The following is a 17389-nucleotide window of genomic DNA, read 5'->3' on the forward strand; positions in this document are numbered from 1 at the left end:
TGCGTTTATTAAATAATCACTTCCTCTGAAAACAGAGGAAGTGATTTAAGAAATTTTTAATTAATAACCACCTGGGTTTTGTTCTGAGAATCCAGCTGCTTCTCTTAAGAATAAAGTTGGAATAGGAAACAATTCGTGTTTTCCAACCACAAAAGTTTTTCCGTCTGCTGCCATAGCAGCTGCTGCCTGACCTGTTCTTACAAGATCAAACCATCTGTCATGCTCGAAAGCAAACTCTAATCTTCTTTCTTTGTAGATTGCTTTTCTAATATCATCCTGAGAAGTAAAAGGTGTGTCACCTAAACCTGCTCTGGTACGAATCATGTTTATTAACGGAATTGCATCTGCAGTTAATCCTAATTCATTTAATGCTTCAGCTTTCATTAAAATTACTTCTGCATATCTTAGATATCTAAGATTTGTATCTGTAAATTCCTGATTGTAAAATTCTGATGAATATGCTTTGTAATTGTACATTGCATTTGCTACACTTGATGGAACTTCTCTACCATCATACAGTACTGAACCTCTAAAAATAATAGTGGCATCTCTTCTAACATCGCCTGCTTCATAAGCATTTGCTAAGTTTTCAGTTGGTGTATTGAAACCCCAGCCCCATCCTCCGGAACCACGTGGCGCCTGAGACATGCTATAATTTCCAATTCCAAATCCAGGGCTTGAAGTAGAACCTATTCCGTCGATTTCAAAAATTGATTCTGGTCCAAATTCTCCTATTTTTTTGTATTGTAAAGCGTAATCTGATACTAAAGAATATCCTGTTACTTTATCACAGTTATCAATTACTTTTTGCCAGTTTTTTTGATACAGATTTACTTTTGCTAATAAAGCGTATGCTGCCCCCTTAGAAACTCTTTTTTTGTCTGCTGCTGCGTAAGCACCTTTCTCTGGTAAATTTGCTATCGCATCATTTAAATCTTTTTCGATAAAAGCATATACATCTGCAACTGGTTTACGTGTTAATTGCATTTCTTTATCAGCCTGTGATATTGGAACCTGAGCTAAATGATCTACAATAGGCACAGCACCAAATCCTTTTACTAATGTAAAATACATAAATGCTCTCATAAACTTTGCTTCACCTTCTAATCTGGTTTTTAGCTCAGGTGTAACTTTATCCAGTTTAGGAAACATATCCAATGCTTGGTTACATCTGTTGATTCCTGCATAATTTGCACTCCAGGTCGAAAGAAATGAAGGTGTTGAAGCATTGTATGTTAAAGCATCGATAACATCTTTATCGGCACCTGTATCTCCCGGATCTGATCCTTTATCAGCATCATCAGAAATAATACTCGTTACGGCATTCCAGGCAAAAGATGACATTTCCCATCCTAAAAACTGATTGTAAATTGACGTTACAAAACCAGATGCTCCTTCATCGCTATTTACCAATGCGGGATCATCGGCAGGAAGAGCTTGCGTTGGATCTACCTCTAAAAAATCATCTGAACATGCTGAAAAGAATAATCCAGACAGTACAAATATTGATATATATAATCTTTTCATAATATTAAAATTTTAAATTAGCACCTAAAACAAATGATCTCAATGATGGGTAAGCATCAAGCTCAACTCCCTGAGTACCTTCGACTAACTTACCGTCACCAATTGCGTCTGGTGAAAATCCTGAGAATTTTTGTGTGATAAATGGATTAATTGCATTTATGTATATTCTGGCAGAGCTAATAAACATATCTTCTTTAAGCGGAAGTTTATATCCTAAAGTAATGTTGTTGATTCTAAAGTAATCTGCTGATTCTAAGTATAAATTAGAAGCATAAGGAACTTCATTAGAAGGTCTTGCATTACCTGAAGTTGTATTAGTTGGAGACCAGAAATCTCTTGCTATTGAAGCTTCTACATTTTCGCCTCCAAAACGCTGTGCTTTTTTACCATTGTAAACTTGTGCTCCACCCGTTCCGTAACCATCAATAGAGAAATCAATATTTTTGTAGTTTAATCCTAAACTAACTCCATAAGTAGAAGTTGGTAAAACTGACCCGTAATATTTTTTATCTTCTACTTCATTCAATTGATTTTGAGGTACTATATCGCCATTTGCTTTATAGTACATTCTTTCACCATTTACAATACCTGCATAATCGTACAGATAAAAACTACCCAAAGGACGTCCAACTGAAGTATTATCAAGTAATTTAGTAGTTTGTCCGTTTCCTAAACTTCCACTATTAATAGGTGCTAAAACAACATTTTGGATATTAGTAAGTCTGTTTTGATTATTAGAATAGTTACCACCAATCCAATAACTCAAATTATCATTTATTTTATCATCCCAGCGTAATGCGATTTCATATCCTTTATTCGATACTTCTCCTACGTGCGAAGGAGTTGGTAATGTAATACCAGAAGTTATATAAGGTCTTACGTTCAAAATTGTATTTGTTGTTTTTTTGTCATACAAATCAAAAGATCCTTTTAATCTGCTGTTTAACAATTCAAAATCAAAACCTCCTGAAAGTTCTTCTACAATTTCCCAAGTTAAACTAGGATCTATTTGAGAATTAATGGTTACTCCTGAACCAAAACTAGGATAATCTACTCCAGATGTTAAAACTTGTCTGTTAAGTGGTACATTTTGATTTCCTAATCTACCCCATGAACCTCTTAATTTTAATAAATTAATTGTTTCTACATTACTAAGGAAACTTTCCTTATTCAAGATCCAACCTAAACCAACTGAAGGAAATGTTCCCCAACGCTGATCTTTAGCAAATTGAGATGATCCATCACGACGTACAGTACCTGTTAATAGATATTTATCCATTAACTTGTATTGGAAACGTCCAAAATAAGAAGCTAATCTTCTTTGATTAAGCGCTTCGTCTTGATAACCAGTAATATTAGCAGCAGAATTTACGTCTTCTAATGACCAGTAATTAGAATTCGGATTTACATTTTTTCTGTCAATTGTTAGTTTATTTCTGGTTCCATTTACGTTAGACTCCATACCGGCAGTAACTTCAATATCATGAATTTCTGCAAAAACTTTATTATACGTTAAGTAGTTTGATAAATTCCAGTTAAAATATTCATCTCTCTCTCTTGTAAGTGTATTTTTATTTAAGTCTAATGGATAACGTGATAATACACGCCCAGGATCAGCGGCTAGCCAAAGTGCTGTATTATCAACATAATTGTATTGTTTATAGGTAAAATACTCTGCATTAAATTGTGATGTAAACTTCAATGATTTAGTAATTTCAAAGTCTAATTTTAGTCCACCTTGCAGAATAACCGTTTGTTGTTGCTCATCTGTATACTCTAATTGTGCTACCGGATTTCCAACATTGTTAAATGAGCTTCCTGTCTGTGATACTACACCATTAGCATCAAACGGCACTCCGTATTTTCCGTCAGCAAAACGAACAGGAACTAGTGGAGATTGTCTGTAAGCTGAAGAGAATGCACTTAATGGCATAGGTCTGTTTTTGATCGTACTAACACTAAAATTTTGTCCTATTTTAAGACGCTCAGAAATTTTAAACTCGTTGTTATTTCTAATCGTAGTACGTCCGTAATCTGAACCTTTCAAAATTCCTTTTTCTTCATAGTTACCTACACTAAAAAAGTATTTTACAGTTTCTGAAGATCCTGAAATAGCAATATTGTTTTGCGTATAACTTCCTGTTCTTGTTATCGCATCATACCAATCTGTATTGTAAGGCTGGTTTGCAGAAAATCTTCCTTGTGGGTAATCTGCTCTAAAAGCTTCATTACTATAACGAACAAATTCCTCGCTATTGGCCATTTTCACGCTTTTTAAAGGAGATCTTACTCCCGCAAAGCTTTCTACCTCAACAGTAAGTTTTCCTTTTCCTGCTTTTGTTGTAATCATAATTACACCATTTGCACCTCTTGTACCATAAATAGCAAGTGCAGAAGCATCTTTTAAAACTTCGTAAGACGTAATATCATTAGCATTAATGTTATTGATATTTTCTGTTGGCATTCCGTCTACTACATATAAAGGATTTCTTCCTCCTAATGCAGTACCTGCTCCCCTGATGATTACAGAAGGTGTACTTCCTGGCGCATCTGAAGTAGAAACCTGAACTCCGGCTGCTTTACCTTGTATTGCCTGAGATGGATTTAATACTTTCATTCTGGTAATTTCCTCAGACCTTAGGGAACTTACAGCAGATGTATTATCAATCTTTTTTCTGGTACCGTATCCAATAACGACTACTTCTTTTAATTGAGTATCTTCCGATTCTTTTAATGTAATTGTCATCGTTGCAGCTGTAGCCGGAACTGTTACAGAATCAAAACCAAGCATAGAGATTGTTAAGTTCTCTCCTTCTTTAGCATTAATTGTAAAATTTCCATCGAAATCAGCATCAGCAGATACTCTTGAATTTGGAGCACTAATAACTGCTCCCGGAACCCCTAGTCCGCTGCCGTCAATTACTTTTCCTTTTATTGCCTGTCCAGACATATATGCCGGAAGTAGCAAAAGCGCTAAAAAGCTAAAAATAAAATTTTTCATACAGTTTGTAATCGTTTAAGTTAGTACAGCCAAATTAAACAATTACAACGTTGTAGTACATCATTCACCACTACTACATAGCTACATCATTATGTTAAAGCATTGATGTATACTACTAATTACAAGCACTTTAAATGTTAAAATTATTTTGTTAACATAACCTTATGATGTAGTAATGATGTATTAGAATAATATAAAAAAACACATTCAAAAGTATTATATATTTAAAAATTAATCATTAATCTTACAGTGTTAATAAAAATTTTGAGAGATTATCTTCCTGAGAGAGATTTAGCTTCTTTCTAAGGCGATAACGATGTAATTCTACACCTCTAAAAGAGATGTTCATAATAGGCGCAATTTCCTTTGAAGAAAGATTCATTTTTAAGTAAATACAGAGTTTTATATCCTTAGGAGTTAAGTGGGGATATTTTTTGGAAAGGTTTATGATAAACTCATTATGAATTTGATTCAGATTTGTTTCGAAGGTTTCCCACTCGTGTTTATTAACCTCATTGATTTTAATCGCTTTTTTGATTTCGCTTTTAAGCTTGTTAAAATCTTTTTCTGAATCTAAGATACTTTGAATATTCTCAATCATTTCACTTTGCTTGGCTATCGATAATGATTTACCCGCAACTTCAGATGATTTTGTTTGCAGTTCTAGTTCCAAAATATGTTTTTCATATTCCTGAACGTTTAATTCATTTTCTGCTTTCAGTTCCATTTCAAGGATTTCTCTTTGGTGCTTCTGCTCTTCTGCCTGTAATTTTAATTTTTGAACATAACGCAACTTATTCCATTTATAATAGAAAAATAAAACAGCTCCTATTAATAGAAAATACAATACTATAACCCAAAATGAAAAATACCAGGGCTGAGCTACTGTAAATTCAAAACTGGAAACCTTTTCGAAATTAGCTCCATCATTTTTATAAATTAGAATAGAATGAGAACCGCTATTTAGATTATTTAAAACCACGAGTCCATTTAAAACCGGCGTATATTCACTTTTATCATTAAGTCTGTAATACAAGTTGGGTTTGCTTGCTCCGTAAATTCCGGAAATAACATTAATTTTTAATTCTGTATTGAATTTTATTTTAGAATCATTTTGAACTAGGCCACCTTCATTAAAAGCTTCAATTTTGACTCCCTTATTTTGTTTATTCTCGTATTTTAACTGAAGCGAAATAAAACCATCATCGAGATTTAACAAATAATGATTCTGAGTTTTGAAGATTCTGAGATTGTCGTTAATTAATTTTCCCTTATAATATTTCTCCTGAATAATATTCCAGATAAACTTATTTCCTTTTGCATAAATATGATACAAGACACCATTTTGAAGTACTATAAAATGATCCTCATCAATAGCTACAACATCAGTAATGTTTTTAAAACTATCGTTGAACGTTTTATTTCCCTCTAATTTATTGTTGAGGGCATCATAGGAATACCATGAATTATTAATTAAGAAAAGAATCTCATTTCTAAACTCGAAAATTTTAACCCCAAAATCATTTTTTATTTTGCTCTGTTGGGTTATATTTTCAACTTTAATCGTTTTGTAATTGTCATCGTATAAAACACGGTACAAACCACGATAATTATCTGCTGCCCAAATTTCATTTTTTCTATTTTGCGCCACATACTTAATAGGTTTCGAAAGATTTTGAATTGTCTTATGCTCCGTCAATTTAGAAATATCATTATAAACTAAAACACCGCTGTAAGTAGACTGAAAATAGGCATCATTAATAATACTTTTTGACAAATTCCAACCTCCGCTTATCTTATTTGTTTTTACCAAAGAACCATTCTCGTAACAAAATGTTCCGTCATTATGACCAATAATATATTTGTTATTGATTTTAGTAATGTTCCAGGCCTGCCCCTGCGTATTAGGAATCATTTTAAAATTGCCTGACTCAAACTCATAAAGTCCGTGATTCGACGCTATTAGATATCCTTTACTTGTTGTGGCAACAGAATAAACAGATCCAAGAAGTCCCGAATTATCATAAAAGAAGGTTATTGGCGAATTTACTTCGACATGTGCAATACCATTGTCGAGACCAAGCCACAAGTCATTTTCCTTATCAAATCCTATACTCAAAATAGAATTGTTCATTAAAACATTATTACGATCAATGTTTTCGTATGTATTCTTCGTCAAATCGTAAATAAAAACACCTCTGTTTCCTGTACCTACAACTAATTTATTATTTTTGATGAACTTAGCCACATTTATTGTTGAAGCTTTTAATACTTCGTTTAAAGCATTATTCCAAGGTTTTAAAATTCCTTTTTCATCAACAAAAATTCCTTTTTTCTGGGTGAAGATATAGGTCTTGTTTTGATATTCTTCAATAGCGTGTACGACAGTATTTTTTAAAACATTCCAGCCTTTAGGATTTTGGATTTGTGATCCATCCATTTTAAAAACACCTTTTTCTACAGAAGCTACATAAACATTATCATTAGCAACAAAACAATAGGAAATTAAAAATGGAAATTTTATTTTCTGAATGTGCTTTCCATCATAAATGAAAACATCATTAAAAGATTGAAAGTATAAGGCGTTTTTGTACCTGAAAATTTTCCAGATTTCTTCATTGTCTTTTTCGGCAAACAAACGTAACTTTTTGGTAATCGAAACGTATTTCATTTTACCGTCTTTTCGATACCAGTAGCCAAATTCTTTATAAGAACCAGAATAGATTCTGTCTCCTTCTATTAAAATAGAACGAATAATTGTTTTATTAGGCAAAGTATATTTTTCCCATATCACACCATCGTATCGCAACAAATAATGATTGTTGGCAAAATACATAGCATTATCTTTTCCCTGTGCTACATTCCAGATTTGATTATCTCCCTGATAATCTGATTTATTGTAATTTTCTACGAAAGGAAGTAATTCTTGGGCTTGTAATGATGAAGCTATGAAAAAAAAGAAGAGTAATTTTATAAGTATCGATCTCAAAATATTCTGATTTATCTTCAAATATACTCACAAATATTGAAATTAAGAACATAAAAAAAGCTCCCGCAGAGAGGAGCTTTCTATATAAAAAAGTTTTTTTTTAATTCTGAAGTAAAAGATAAACCTGATTGGCAATTTCGTATTCTTCGTCTGTTGGCGCGACTAAAACTTTAACAGTTGAATTTGCTGTATTGATTTCTCTAATTTCTTTAGAACGAATTTGGTTCTTTTCTTTATCAATTTCAATTCCAAAGAAATCCATATCGGTACAAATTAAATTACGCATGAACGAAGAATTTTCTCCAATTCCCGCTGTAAACACGATAGCGTCTAATCCGTTTAAAGCTGCTGCATAAGCACCAATTGTTTTTCTTATTCTGTAAGCATTCATTAGCAAAGCCAATTCGCAATCTTTATTTCCTTCCTGCGCTTTAGATTCGATATCACGTAAATCGCTGTAACCTGTCAAACCAAGCATTCCGCTTTGCTTCAACAAGATAGAATTTACTTCTTCAGCAGTGTAACCTAAATTTTTAACCATATAGAAAATAACAGACTGATCAATATCACCTGCACGTGTTCCCATAATCAAACCATTTGCCGGAGAAAATCCCATTGTAGTATCAATACTTTTTCCATCTTTTACAGCCGTCATACTACAGCCATTTCCTAAGTGAATGGTAATAATTTTAGAATGTTTCTCTAAAAAATTAATTGCTTTTTCGGAAACATACTTATGACTTGTTCCGTGAAAACCATATACACGAACTTTATGCTCCGTTAAAAGGAAATTTGGAATCGCATATTTGTGTGCTTCAACCGGAATTGTCTGGTGGAAAGCCGTGTCAAAAACTGCTACTTGTTTTGCTCCTGAAAAAATTTCTTCTGCTACGTTTATTCCAACTAAATGTGCCGGATTATGAAGCGGTGCTAATTCTGAAAGCTCTTTGATTTTATCTTTAACTTCTTCTGTAATAATTGTAGTATCAGAAAAATAGCTTCCACCATGAACCACACGGTGTCCAACTGCCTGAATTTCTGAAGTCGATTTTATTACTCCTTTTTCAGGATCCAAAAGCATTTCGGCTACTTTCTGTAAACCTGTTTTATGGCTGTCAATCGGAATTATTTCATCTATTGTATCTACTGCTGTTTTAAACGTAACGTTGGAAGTTTCTAAACCAATTCTGTCTATCATACCGGTACAAATCACTTCGTTTGTTGGCATAACCATTAATTGATATTTGATTGAAGAACTTCCTGAGTTTATAATTAATATTTTCATTTAATTTAATATTTAAAAATTGAAAGATTGAAGAATTGAAGGATTTGGAGGATTGAAAAGATTTAATGATTAATTTTTAAATTGAAAAACTACAATCCTTGCGCCTGAATCGCTGTAATTACAACCGTATTGATGATATCGTCTACAGTACAACCACGGCTCAAATCGTTTACGGGCTTGTTTAAACCTTGCAACATTGGTCCAATAGCCAAAGCTCCGGTTTCTCTCTGAACGGCTTTGTACGTATTGTTTCCGGTATTTAAATCAGGAAAAATAAGTACACTTGCCTGCCCTGCTACTTCTGAATCCGGCATTTTGCTTTTTCCAACGGCGCGATCTACTGCAGCATCGTACTGAATTGGTCCTTCGATTTTTAAGTCTGGTCTTTTTTGTTTTACAATTTCTGTAGCAGAACGTACTTTGTCTACCTCATCCCCTTTTCCAGATGCTCCTGATGAATAAGAAAGCATTGCAATTTTTGGTTCTATTCCGAAAGCTAAACTAGATTCAGCAGAAGAAATAGCGATTTCTGCTAATTGCTCAGAGGTTGGGTTAGGATTAATGGCACAATCACCAAAAACCGAAACACGATCTTCTAAACACATGAAAAATACAGAGGATACTACAGAAGAATTTGGTTTGGTTTTAATGAATTGTAATGCCGGTAAAATGGTATGCTGAGTAGTATGTGCTGCTCCCGAAACCATTCCGTCTGCATGTCCTTTGTATACCATCATGGTTCCAAAATATGACACGTCTTCCATTAAATCTCTTGCCATCGTAATACTTACGTTTTTTGCTTTTCTAAGCTCGTAATAAGTATTAGCATAATCCTCGTAAAGTTCAGATTCTTTTGGATTAATGATATTTACTTTTGAAAAATCGAAAGGAATTCCAAGTTCTGTTACTTTGCTTTCGATGAATTTTTTATCTCCAATAATCGAGATATCAACCACATCCATATCTAATAATCTTGATGCTGCCGTAATAATTCGCTCGTCATATCCTTCCGGTAAAACGATATGCTTGCGATGTTGTTTGGCTCTTTTTACCATATTGTACTGGAACATTTTTGGTGTCATTCCCTCAGGTATAAAAGTAATCAGTCTTTCAGACAAAGCGTCTACCTCAACATACTTCTCAAAAGTAGTAATCGATGTTTCTATTTTATGGGTGTTATTGGCGTAAATCTCTGATCTGATAGAACCAATTTTATTAGTAATATGATATGTACCGCCATCTACAGCAATAATAGGTACGATGGCAGAAAGTCCTTCTATGAGCTTTAAAATACTTTCCTCCGGCACAATATTACCTGTTAGAATAATTCCTGAAATGGTTGGATAGTTAGCTGATTCATTGGCTTGTAAAGCTCCTAAAATAATATCGGAACGATCTCCTGGTGTAATTACCAATGCATTGTTATGTAAATGAACTAAGTAGTTATGTAACTGCATGGCACCTACACTAAAATGACCAATTTCATTATTAAGATAATTTTCTCCAAATAAAACTTTAGCATCCAAAACGTTTACAATTTCCTGCATTGTCGGATTATTCAAACTCGAGATAAGCGGAATTGTATTTACCAATACATTTGCAGGTAAACTTTTCTGCAGGCTTTTAGTAACCAGTTCTATATTTTCTGGCTGTACTTTATTGGCAAAAACAGATAAAACTTCAACCTCTTTTACTTTGAAGGAATCGTAAACCAAATACAAACTATCTACTAATTCTTCCAGCGTTTTACCCACTCCTGAACCAATAATTATAGTAGGAATTCCAAGGTTTTTTGCAATTAAAACATTCAAATCTAATTCGATAGAAGTTCCCTCACCTGTAAAACTCGTTCCTTCTACTAAAACAAAATCAAAACGTTCTTCAAGTTTTTTATACTTTTCGATAATTAAATCCAGAACCTCGCCAATTTTACCTTTATTTTTCTTCTTAATCAGCCTGCTTTTGGTAATGGCATAAGCATCTTCAAACGAAATATCAAGGTTGAAGTGCGACAAAACAGTCTCGATATGATTGTCTATTTCTCCATCGACAAAATCTTCAACGATAGGCCTAAAATACCCTACTTTAGCTGTTTTACCCATTAAGATACTCATCAATCCAAGTGTAATGATTGACTTTCCACTATTATAATCACTTGTGGCTATATATATTGCTTTACTCATAATTATTTATATTTATACAAATTCAATTTTTTTATAACTCAAACAAACGTTAAAACCAACGTCTTTTTTTGAAATAGATAATCAATGCGATCACTAAAAAAAACATTGCAATCATAACACTATGATATCCATATTTATATCGCAATTCCGGCATGTTTTCAAAATTCATTCCGTATACCCCAACAATAAAAGTTAGCGGAATAAATATGGCAGAAATAATAGTAAGCGTTTTCATAATTTCATTCATTTTTCGACTTTGTTCTGAAAAATAAAAATTAGAAGCACTTTCTAGGGAACTCATATCAGAATCTATCTGTTCTAAGAGCTCTAAACTTTTCTGATGTAATCTGATAAAGAAACTGAACGTTTCCTTTTCTATTCCGTTATTTGTATCGTCATCTTTGATGCTTTTTAAGTAATACAAAGAATCCCGAAGCGGAACTATAGAACGTTTTAAAAAATTAAAATTATCACGGTGATTTTCAATTTTTTCTAAAATAATAGGATCGGCTCCTTTTTTAGTTAGGTTGATTAATTCTTCAATCTTGTCCTCTTCGTCTTCAATCGTAATGTAAAAGTTTTCCATTACAGCATCCAGTAATAGATATAGTAAATAGTCTGCTTTTTTGGTTCTTACTATTCCCGAATGTGTGCGTAACCTTTCACGAATATGGGTAAAGAAATCACTTCGTTTTTCCTGAAATGAAATCAGAATTCCGTCCTTAAGAATAAAACTAATTTGTTCTACACTAATATTATCGGAATACTCAGATGGTAAAAGCGATTTTATATTAAAGAACAAAATATCCTGCTGCTCTTGTAACTTGGTTCTTTTGGTGGTATTTAAAATATCGGCTAATAAAAAATCATCTACTTTAAAATGAGCACCAATTGTTTTGATTAAATTAATGTCGCTTAATCCATGAATATTAAGCCAGTTATTTTTAGAATAATCAATACAGGTATTTAAAGCTAAAACATTAAACTTATCATATTCAACAACATCGGCGTCATTATATACAAACAATTGCATTTCTGACTCATGGTCTTTATGCGTTCCTGTGTACTCTAAAGTAATGTGTTGGAGCTTCCGCCCCTTCTTATATTTTATCTTTCTCATTCATGGAAATTTACAATAGTAATATTACGAAAAAGAAATTGAACTCGAAATGACAATTATCACTTTGCTGGTTAACGTAGAAAGTGCTATAAAATTAGCTATATTTATCAACCAAAAACTACTAAAAAACACCTGTCACATAAATGGCTCAAAAAATAAAAATCTCAATTCCAGAACCTTGCCATGAGAACTGGCAAAAAATGACCGTTACTGAAAAAGGAAGATTTTGCAGTAGCTGCAAAAAAAATGTGACTGATTTTACAAGAGCATCTGATCGGGAAATTCTTTTAGCCTACAATAAAGACGAAAATTTGTGTGGCAGGTTTAATGTTTCGCAATTAAACAGAAAAATTAGTGTTCCAAAAGAAAAAGAAACACTGTGGATGATTGCAGCAGCATCTGTAATAGCCTTTTTAGGCTTAGGAAATCAAACGGTAAAGGCTCAAAACAATGTAAACACAGAACAAACAGATATAAGTGAATCAAATGATTTAATTGTACCTAAAATACCTGAACCAATAAATTATTCAGGAACTGTAATTGATCAATACGGAATGCCATTACCAGGAGCTAGTATAAATATTAAAGGAACTAAAATTGGAACTCAAACTGACTTTGATGGTCAGTTTTATATTAAAGCTCAGGAAGGACTTAAAATAGTACTTACTTATATTGGCTATAAAAAACAAGAAGTGTTTTTAACTAAAAATGCAAAAATGTCGTTCAAGATGACAGAGGACATTCAAGAATTGCAAGTTTTTGTACTTATTGCACCAGATGAAGATTAGTAGATGCACTGCCGTGCATCTCTACATTGCACATTGCGTCTCTACAGAGGTAAATTATTTTACTTTTCTTAAATAATTAAAATTATGGCAAAAGGAGATTACAATTTCATAGATATTAATACTGGAGATGAAATTCTTTTCTCAAGGACAGGAATTGAAGACTTCCAAATGTATTGGAAAGTTATTGGATTTCACGAAGAAATGATTCATGTAGAAATTGATGAAATGGGGAACAAGGATAAACTTTACATTGACACAAATAGAACATGACATCAATAGAGATACAAAAACTTAGTCGAACCCAAAAGAATTATCTTAAAAATTTATTTAACTATAAGTTTGAATCCTTATTTCAACTTTTATTTGAATTATTTGACAGTCACAAACATGGACATAAAGAAATCTTTGAAATAGAGGCATTATTAACAGAAATTGGATACAATAATTTGGAAGAAATACCAAAAAGTGAAACTGAAGTGATGAAAACGATTATACGTTCAAAGCTACAAGAATGGGGCGGAAAATCTGATTCTGAATACCTTAGTTATGAATTAATGAGTCAAATTCAATCTAAAAATATAATCGTTATTTTAGACAATATAGTTATTGAACACATCGAAAACCCTATTATTATTAATCCTAATTCTGTTATATCCTTCATTAATAATTCAAAAATGGATAGCATAACATTTACAACATTATGAATATTTTAGAACAAATTTTTAAATTAGAAAACCCAAAATTAGAGTACAAAATTTCAGAAGACATTTATGACTTACTGTTTGATTGGTTTAATGAAAGTAAAATTAATATCTCAACTTTTGAAACAAACTTCTTTGAGCCATTAATTAAAGTTTACAGAACATTAGAGCATGAAAACAAGTATTTTGAAGATAACTTTGAAGAGGTACGAAAAGGGTATTATTTAAAGTTTGCTTTCATGTATTTGATTAATCATTACCCAAATAATATATTACTAAAAAAATTTTTCGAATTAAAAGATACTCCTTACGACTTCCATCGTAATATTACCTTATGGCATAGCCACGCAACCTTAGCACACCAAAACCCAGACTTATTCCGACCATTAGATATTGGGTCTCAAATTGCAAAATATTATCATGCAATTCATGCCCGAATAGATCAAAACATCAGTTATTTACCTTGTAATTTCGCTCAACTAAAATTTCATAACGATGCTATATATTTCAATGCCATTTTTGAATACGTAAATGAACAAACATTTGAAGAAAAACCTTATTTATTATTTTTATTATTAAAATCTACTACTTTACAATATGACCGTTTAGTTGATGAAAACGGAAAACGTATTAATGATAAACCCGAAACAATTAGTATTAGCCCCTACGACGCAACTATTGAAAAAGCCTTTGAAAAGGCAATCCAAGAGCATAATCATTCATACAAAGCAAATTTGAATAAGGATTCTTTTTTAATTTTAAAAGACTTTCTTGCCTTTAAATTAATAGATAAAAGAGCCAAGCTAAACATAGATAATTTTGAAGAAGCGAAGAGGTTAATAAATCAATCAGCAGGAAATGAAATAGGAATCTTAGAACATATAATTTATTTTATAAAAAATGAATCTTTATATGAACAAGATAGATACTGGAAGGTTTTACTGCTTTCACTAACCAATAATATTGTTTGTACAACCGAATGGTTAGAGGAAAAAATTGACTTTTTATTGTCAAAAAATGAAGACCGCAGTTCTCTATTAAAGAACGAAATTAGAAACTCTCATCTTATTTTTTGTTATATAATCACACCGTTGATACAAAATTTATCTTCACAATTAGATTATTACAATTTAATTGTTCAGAAGTACGAAATGCTTTTATTAAAAAGAACAAAAACGGAACCCTACGCAGACGGAGTGTTTTTTTTAAAAGAAATAGCTTCTAAAACAGAAGAAAAATCAAATGACAATTCAGCATCAGAAAGTTTTATAACAAAATTATTTAGTCCAAAAAAGTTCTCTGGTGTTCAAATAAGAGATTTTAATAAAGCAGTCGCCTTATTAAAATATAGCGGTTTTTATTATAAAACCAAAATATTTCATATTGATTCATATAGTTACTTAACTAATCATGAAAAATCAAAATCATTAGATTTAATAAAGAAATTTATTGATGATTTGAATGTTTTGGTACCTGTAGCTTTGAAGAAAGTACATAAAGAAATCTTGTATGCCGATGATAATGATAAATTATTCACCATCAATTATAAAGGTAAGGATACAATATTTAGAAGTTCATTTTTTGTAGAAGATTGTAATAATCTACTTTTAGAAGCTGATAGTCCCTACAGATTAGTTTCGGTTCCATTAGCAGGAACCACTTACCATTGGGATGAAATCCCCTATGTTTTACTTTCTTTAGTATTCATGAATAAATATGAACATGAAAATTTCGAGAAAACATATATAAGTGACACTAATATACATGATTGGTTTACTGATAATGAGTCCACCACTTATCAACAGTTTGAATCAAGCATTAAAAATTCTAAAAATTTACACCCACCTTTTTCCTCACAAACTGCTATTACTTTTTCTGAATTAAAAAATTCTCAGGTAAATAGCCAAAAAAGTGAAGAAAATGATAATTTATTTCTTTCAGATATTAATTGGGAGTGGTTTAAAGTTAAGTACATTGATGAATTGAGTTCAAAAGAACAATGGTATGAAATAATGAATGTTATTTGCCAAAGTCCCAAAGGAAAAAAACCTACTGCTGCATGGTTATCTAGTTTACGAAAGGTAATAGAAAAATTAGGAGTTGAAAAATACTTTAAAGAATTACAAGTATTATTTGATTTATCACTAAAAGAAGAGTCTTGGTTTTTTGATGTTTATGCGAATGCATTAAAAGGTTTAATTTGGTCATGTGCTTATATTGAACCAAATGATTTGTCTTTGAGTATTCTGAAAAATATCACAGAGTATTCTTATTCTAAAATTTATGGTGTTGGCGCAAAATCTACCATTACTGGAAATTTAGCATTAGAAGCGTTGGTTGCTACCGAAAAAGAAGAAGCCTTTGGTATGCTTAACATCATGAGGAACAAAACAAAATATAATAAATTTGTAGTTGCCTTAGAAAAAAGTATAGATAAATTTAAAGAAAATTCGCCAATACCAGAACAACTATTAGCAGATATGTCTATTCCATCTTTTGGTTTTAAAGATGGAAAAAAAACATTTAAATTAGGAGATTGTAAGATAATTATAAGCTATCAAAAGAAAAAACTAGTAAAAGATTATGAGGATAAAGATGGGAATAGCTTAAAGAAACTTCCAACTCAAATATCAGATGACCATGCCAAAACATTAAAGGAAATCAATGCAGAAATCAAACAAATCAATTCAATTTTTAACGATTTAAGTAAACGAATCAAAACGTATTGGCTTTATGATAGAGTATGGTTTTTTTCAGATTGGAATAAATATATTAAAAACCATGATTTAATATATCCTCATATTGAAAACTTGATTTGGACAAATAAAACCCAAAATAAAGACTTTATTGTTTTAGACAATCAGTTATTAGATATCGATAATAAAGAAGTTACTTCGAACTCAGAAGATGAGATTTGTTTGTGGCATCCAGTCGCGAATAGTGAAGAAAATATCAGTCAGTGGCAAAATTACTTATGGGTAAATAAAATTGTTCAAACTCAAAGGCAGGCATTTAGAGAAAATTATCCTTTCTCTAAAACAGAATTAGATTTATTAGAAACACCACGTTTTGCCCATCATTTTCTAGAAGTTCAAAAACTAATGGCTATTGCGAATAACACAGGCTGGATTTTTACATATGTTCACGAAGGAGTAAACTGGCCACGTGTATATTTGAAGCCATTAAATATTACAATTCACCTAATATGCGATTATGACAGATATAATTTTGCCATTCCTACAAAGGCAATTTATTTTACCAAAGGCAATTCAACCAAAATTAACGATTATAAACCAACACAGTCTTTTGAAAAAATAAAATTATCTGAAATTCCTTTAAATACGCTATCTGAAATTTGTAGAGATATTGATCTTTTTATTGCAACTACAAGTATCGCTAATAATGTAGAATTATCAGAAAATAGGCAAGAGTTTGAAACTTATAGAACCGAATATCAAAAAGGACTCTTTTCAGACAATGCAAATGCAAAAATCAGAAAACAAATTATTGAGAAAGTCGCACCTATTTTAAAACTCAACATAGAAAAATTTGAAGGTAATTTCGTTATAATCAATGGAAAGAATGACACTTATAAAATTAACTTAAGCAGTGGATTTGCACAATCTAATGAAACTCAAAAACACATTAATCTAATTCCGAATACAAGTAAATTAAAATCTGATAAAAAAACAAAACTACCGATTGAGGATGATGAAACATTGTACATTATCTTGGCAAAAATAATGCACTTGCAAACAATGTAAACTTCACCCAACAGCAAGAGTTTCGTTGCGT

General features: G+C 31.7%; 10 protein-coding genes. 4 read left to right on the forward strand and 6 right to left on the reverse strand.

The features are described from left to right. Positions 1 to 60: 60 nt before the first annotated feature. From B0A66_RS16005 to corA, 6 genes are all read right to left on the reverse strand, one after another. Entirely contained in the window at positions 61 to 1527 is a 1467-nt protein-coding gene (locus B0A66_RS16005; protein WP_089050865.1) for a RagB/SusD family nutrient uptake outer membrane protein, read from the reverse strand. A 4-nt stretch (positions 1528 to 1531) separates the two neighbouring features. After that, the gene (locus tag B0A66_RS16010) at positions 1532 to 4528 is read right to left on the reverse strand and encodes a SusC/RagA family TonB-linked outer membrane protein (protein WP_089050866.1); all 2997 of its coding nucleotides are present in this window, start codon (positions 4526 to 4528) and stop codon (positions 1532 to 1534) included. 244 nt (positions 4529 to 4772) lie between these two features. Next, positions 4773 to 7517 (reverse strand): helix-turn-helix and ligand-binding sensor domain-containing protein, encoded by a 2745-nt coding sequence (locus B0A66_RS16015; protein ID WP_089050867.1) that lies wholly within the window; start codon positions 7515 to 7517, stop codon positions 4773 to 4775. A gap of 100 nt (positions 7518 to 7617) precedes the next feature. Continuing rightward, positions 7618 to 8802 (reverse strand): acetate/propionate family kinase, encoded by a 1185-nt coding sequence (locus B0A66_RS16020; RefSeq protein ID WP_089050868.1) that lies wholly within the window; start codon positions 8800 to 8802, stop codon positions 7618 to 7620. Positions 8803 to 8891: 89 nt separating this feature from the next. Beyond that, positions 8892 to 10985 (reverse strand): phosphate acetyltransferase, encoded by a 2094-nt coding sequence (pta, locus tag B0A66_RS16025; RefSeq protein WP_089050869.1) that lies wholly within the window; start codon positions 10983 to 10985, stop codon positions 8892 to 8894. A 49-nt stretch (positions 10986 to 11034) separates the two neighbouring features. Next, positions 11035 to 12105, reverse strand: a complete 1071-nt coding sequence (corA, locus tag B0A66_RS16030; RefSeq protein WP_089050870.1) for a magnesium/cobalt transporter CorA — start codon at positions 12103 to 12105, stop codon at positions 11035 to 11037. 143 nt (positions 12106 to 12248) lie between these two features. Here corA and B0A66_RS16035 point away from each other — a divergent pair, with 143 nt between their 5' ends. The 4 genes from B0A66_RS16035 to B0A66_RS16050 all read left to right on the forward strand — a co-directional run bounded on the left by B0A66_RS16035 (position 12249) and on the right by B0A66_RS16050 (position 17358). Continuing rightward, positions 12249 to 12893: a carboxypeptidase-like regulatory domain-containing protein gene (locus B0A66_RS16035; RefSeq protein ID WP_089050871.1), complete on the forward strand. Its 645-nt coding sequence runs from the start codon at positions 12249 to 12251 to the stop codon at positions 12891 to 12893. An 84-nt stretch (positions 12894 to 12977) separates the two neighbouring features. Next, positions 12978 to 13163, forward strand: coding sequence for a hypothetical protein (locus tag B0A66_RS16040; protein ID WP_089050872.1), 186 nt, complete (start codon positions 12978 to 12980; stop codon positions 13161 to 13163). Beyond that, on the forward strand, positions 13160 to 13597 hold the full coding sequence (locus B0A66_RS16045; RefSeq protein ID WP_089050873.1) for a hypothetical protein: 438 nt from the start codon (positions 13160 to 13162) through the stop codon (positions 13595 to 13597). Before B0A66_RS16040 ends, B0A66_RS16045 begins: the two co-directional genes overlap by 4 nt. After that, a complete protein-coding gene (locus B0A66_RS16050; RefSeq protein ID WP_089050874.1) occupies positions 13594 to 17358 on the forward strand; it encodes a DUF4132 domain-containing protein in 3765 nt (1254 codons plus the stop codon). Before B0A66_RS16045 ends, B0A66_RS16050 begins: the two co-directional genes overlap by 4 nt. Positions 17359 to 17389: the final 31 nt, after the last annotated feature.

The sequence above is a fragment of the Flavobacterium hercynium genome (assembly GCF_002217285.1).
Taxonomy (GTDB): Bacteria; Bacteroidota; Bacteroidia; order Flavobacteriales; family Flavobacteriaceae; genus Flavobacterium; species Flavobacterium hercynium.

Coding starts and splice junctions, on each gene's coding strand:
- B0A66_RS16005 (WP_089050865.1), bottom strand. CDS start 1,527: ATGAAAAGATTATATATATCAATATTTGTACTGTCTGGATTATTCTTT.
- B0A66_RS16010 (WP_089050866.1), bottom strand. CDS start 4,528: ATGAAAAATTTTATTTTTAGCTTTTTAGCGCTTTTGCTACTTCCGGCA.
- B0A66_RS16020 (WP_089050868.1), bottom strand. CDS start 8,802: ATGAAAATATTAATTATAAACTCAGGAAGTTCTTCAATCAAATATCAA.
- pta (WP_089050869.1), bottom strand. CDS start 10,985: ATGAGTAAAGCAATATATATAGCCACAAGTGATTATAATAGTGGAAAG.
- corA (WP_089050870.1), bottom strand. CDS start 12,105: ATGAGAAAGATAAAATATAAGAAGGGGCGGAAGCTCCAACACATTACT.
- B0A66_RS16035 (WP_089050871.1), top strand. CDS start 12,249: ATGGCTCAAAAAATAAAAATCTCAATTCCAGAACCTTGCCATGAGAAC.
- B0A66_RS16040 (WP_089050872.1), top strand. CDS start 12,978: ATGGCAAAAGGAGATTACAATTTCATAGATATTAATACTGGAGATGAA.
- B0A66_RS16045 (WP_089050873.1), top strand. CDS start 13,160: ATGACATCAATAGAGATACAAAAACTTAGTCGAACCCAAAAGAATTAT.
- B0A66_RS16050 (WP_089050874.1), top strand. CDS start 13,594: ATGAATATTTTAGAACAAATTTTTAAATTAGAAAACCCAAAATTAGAG.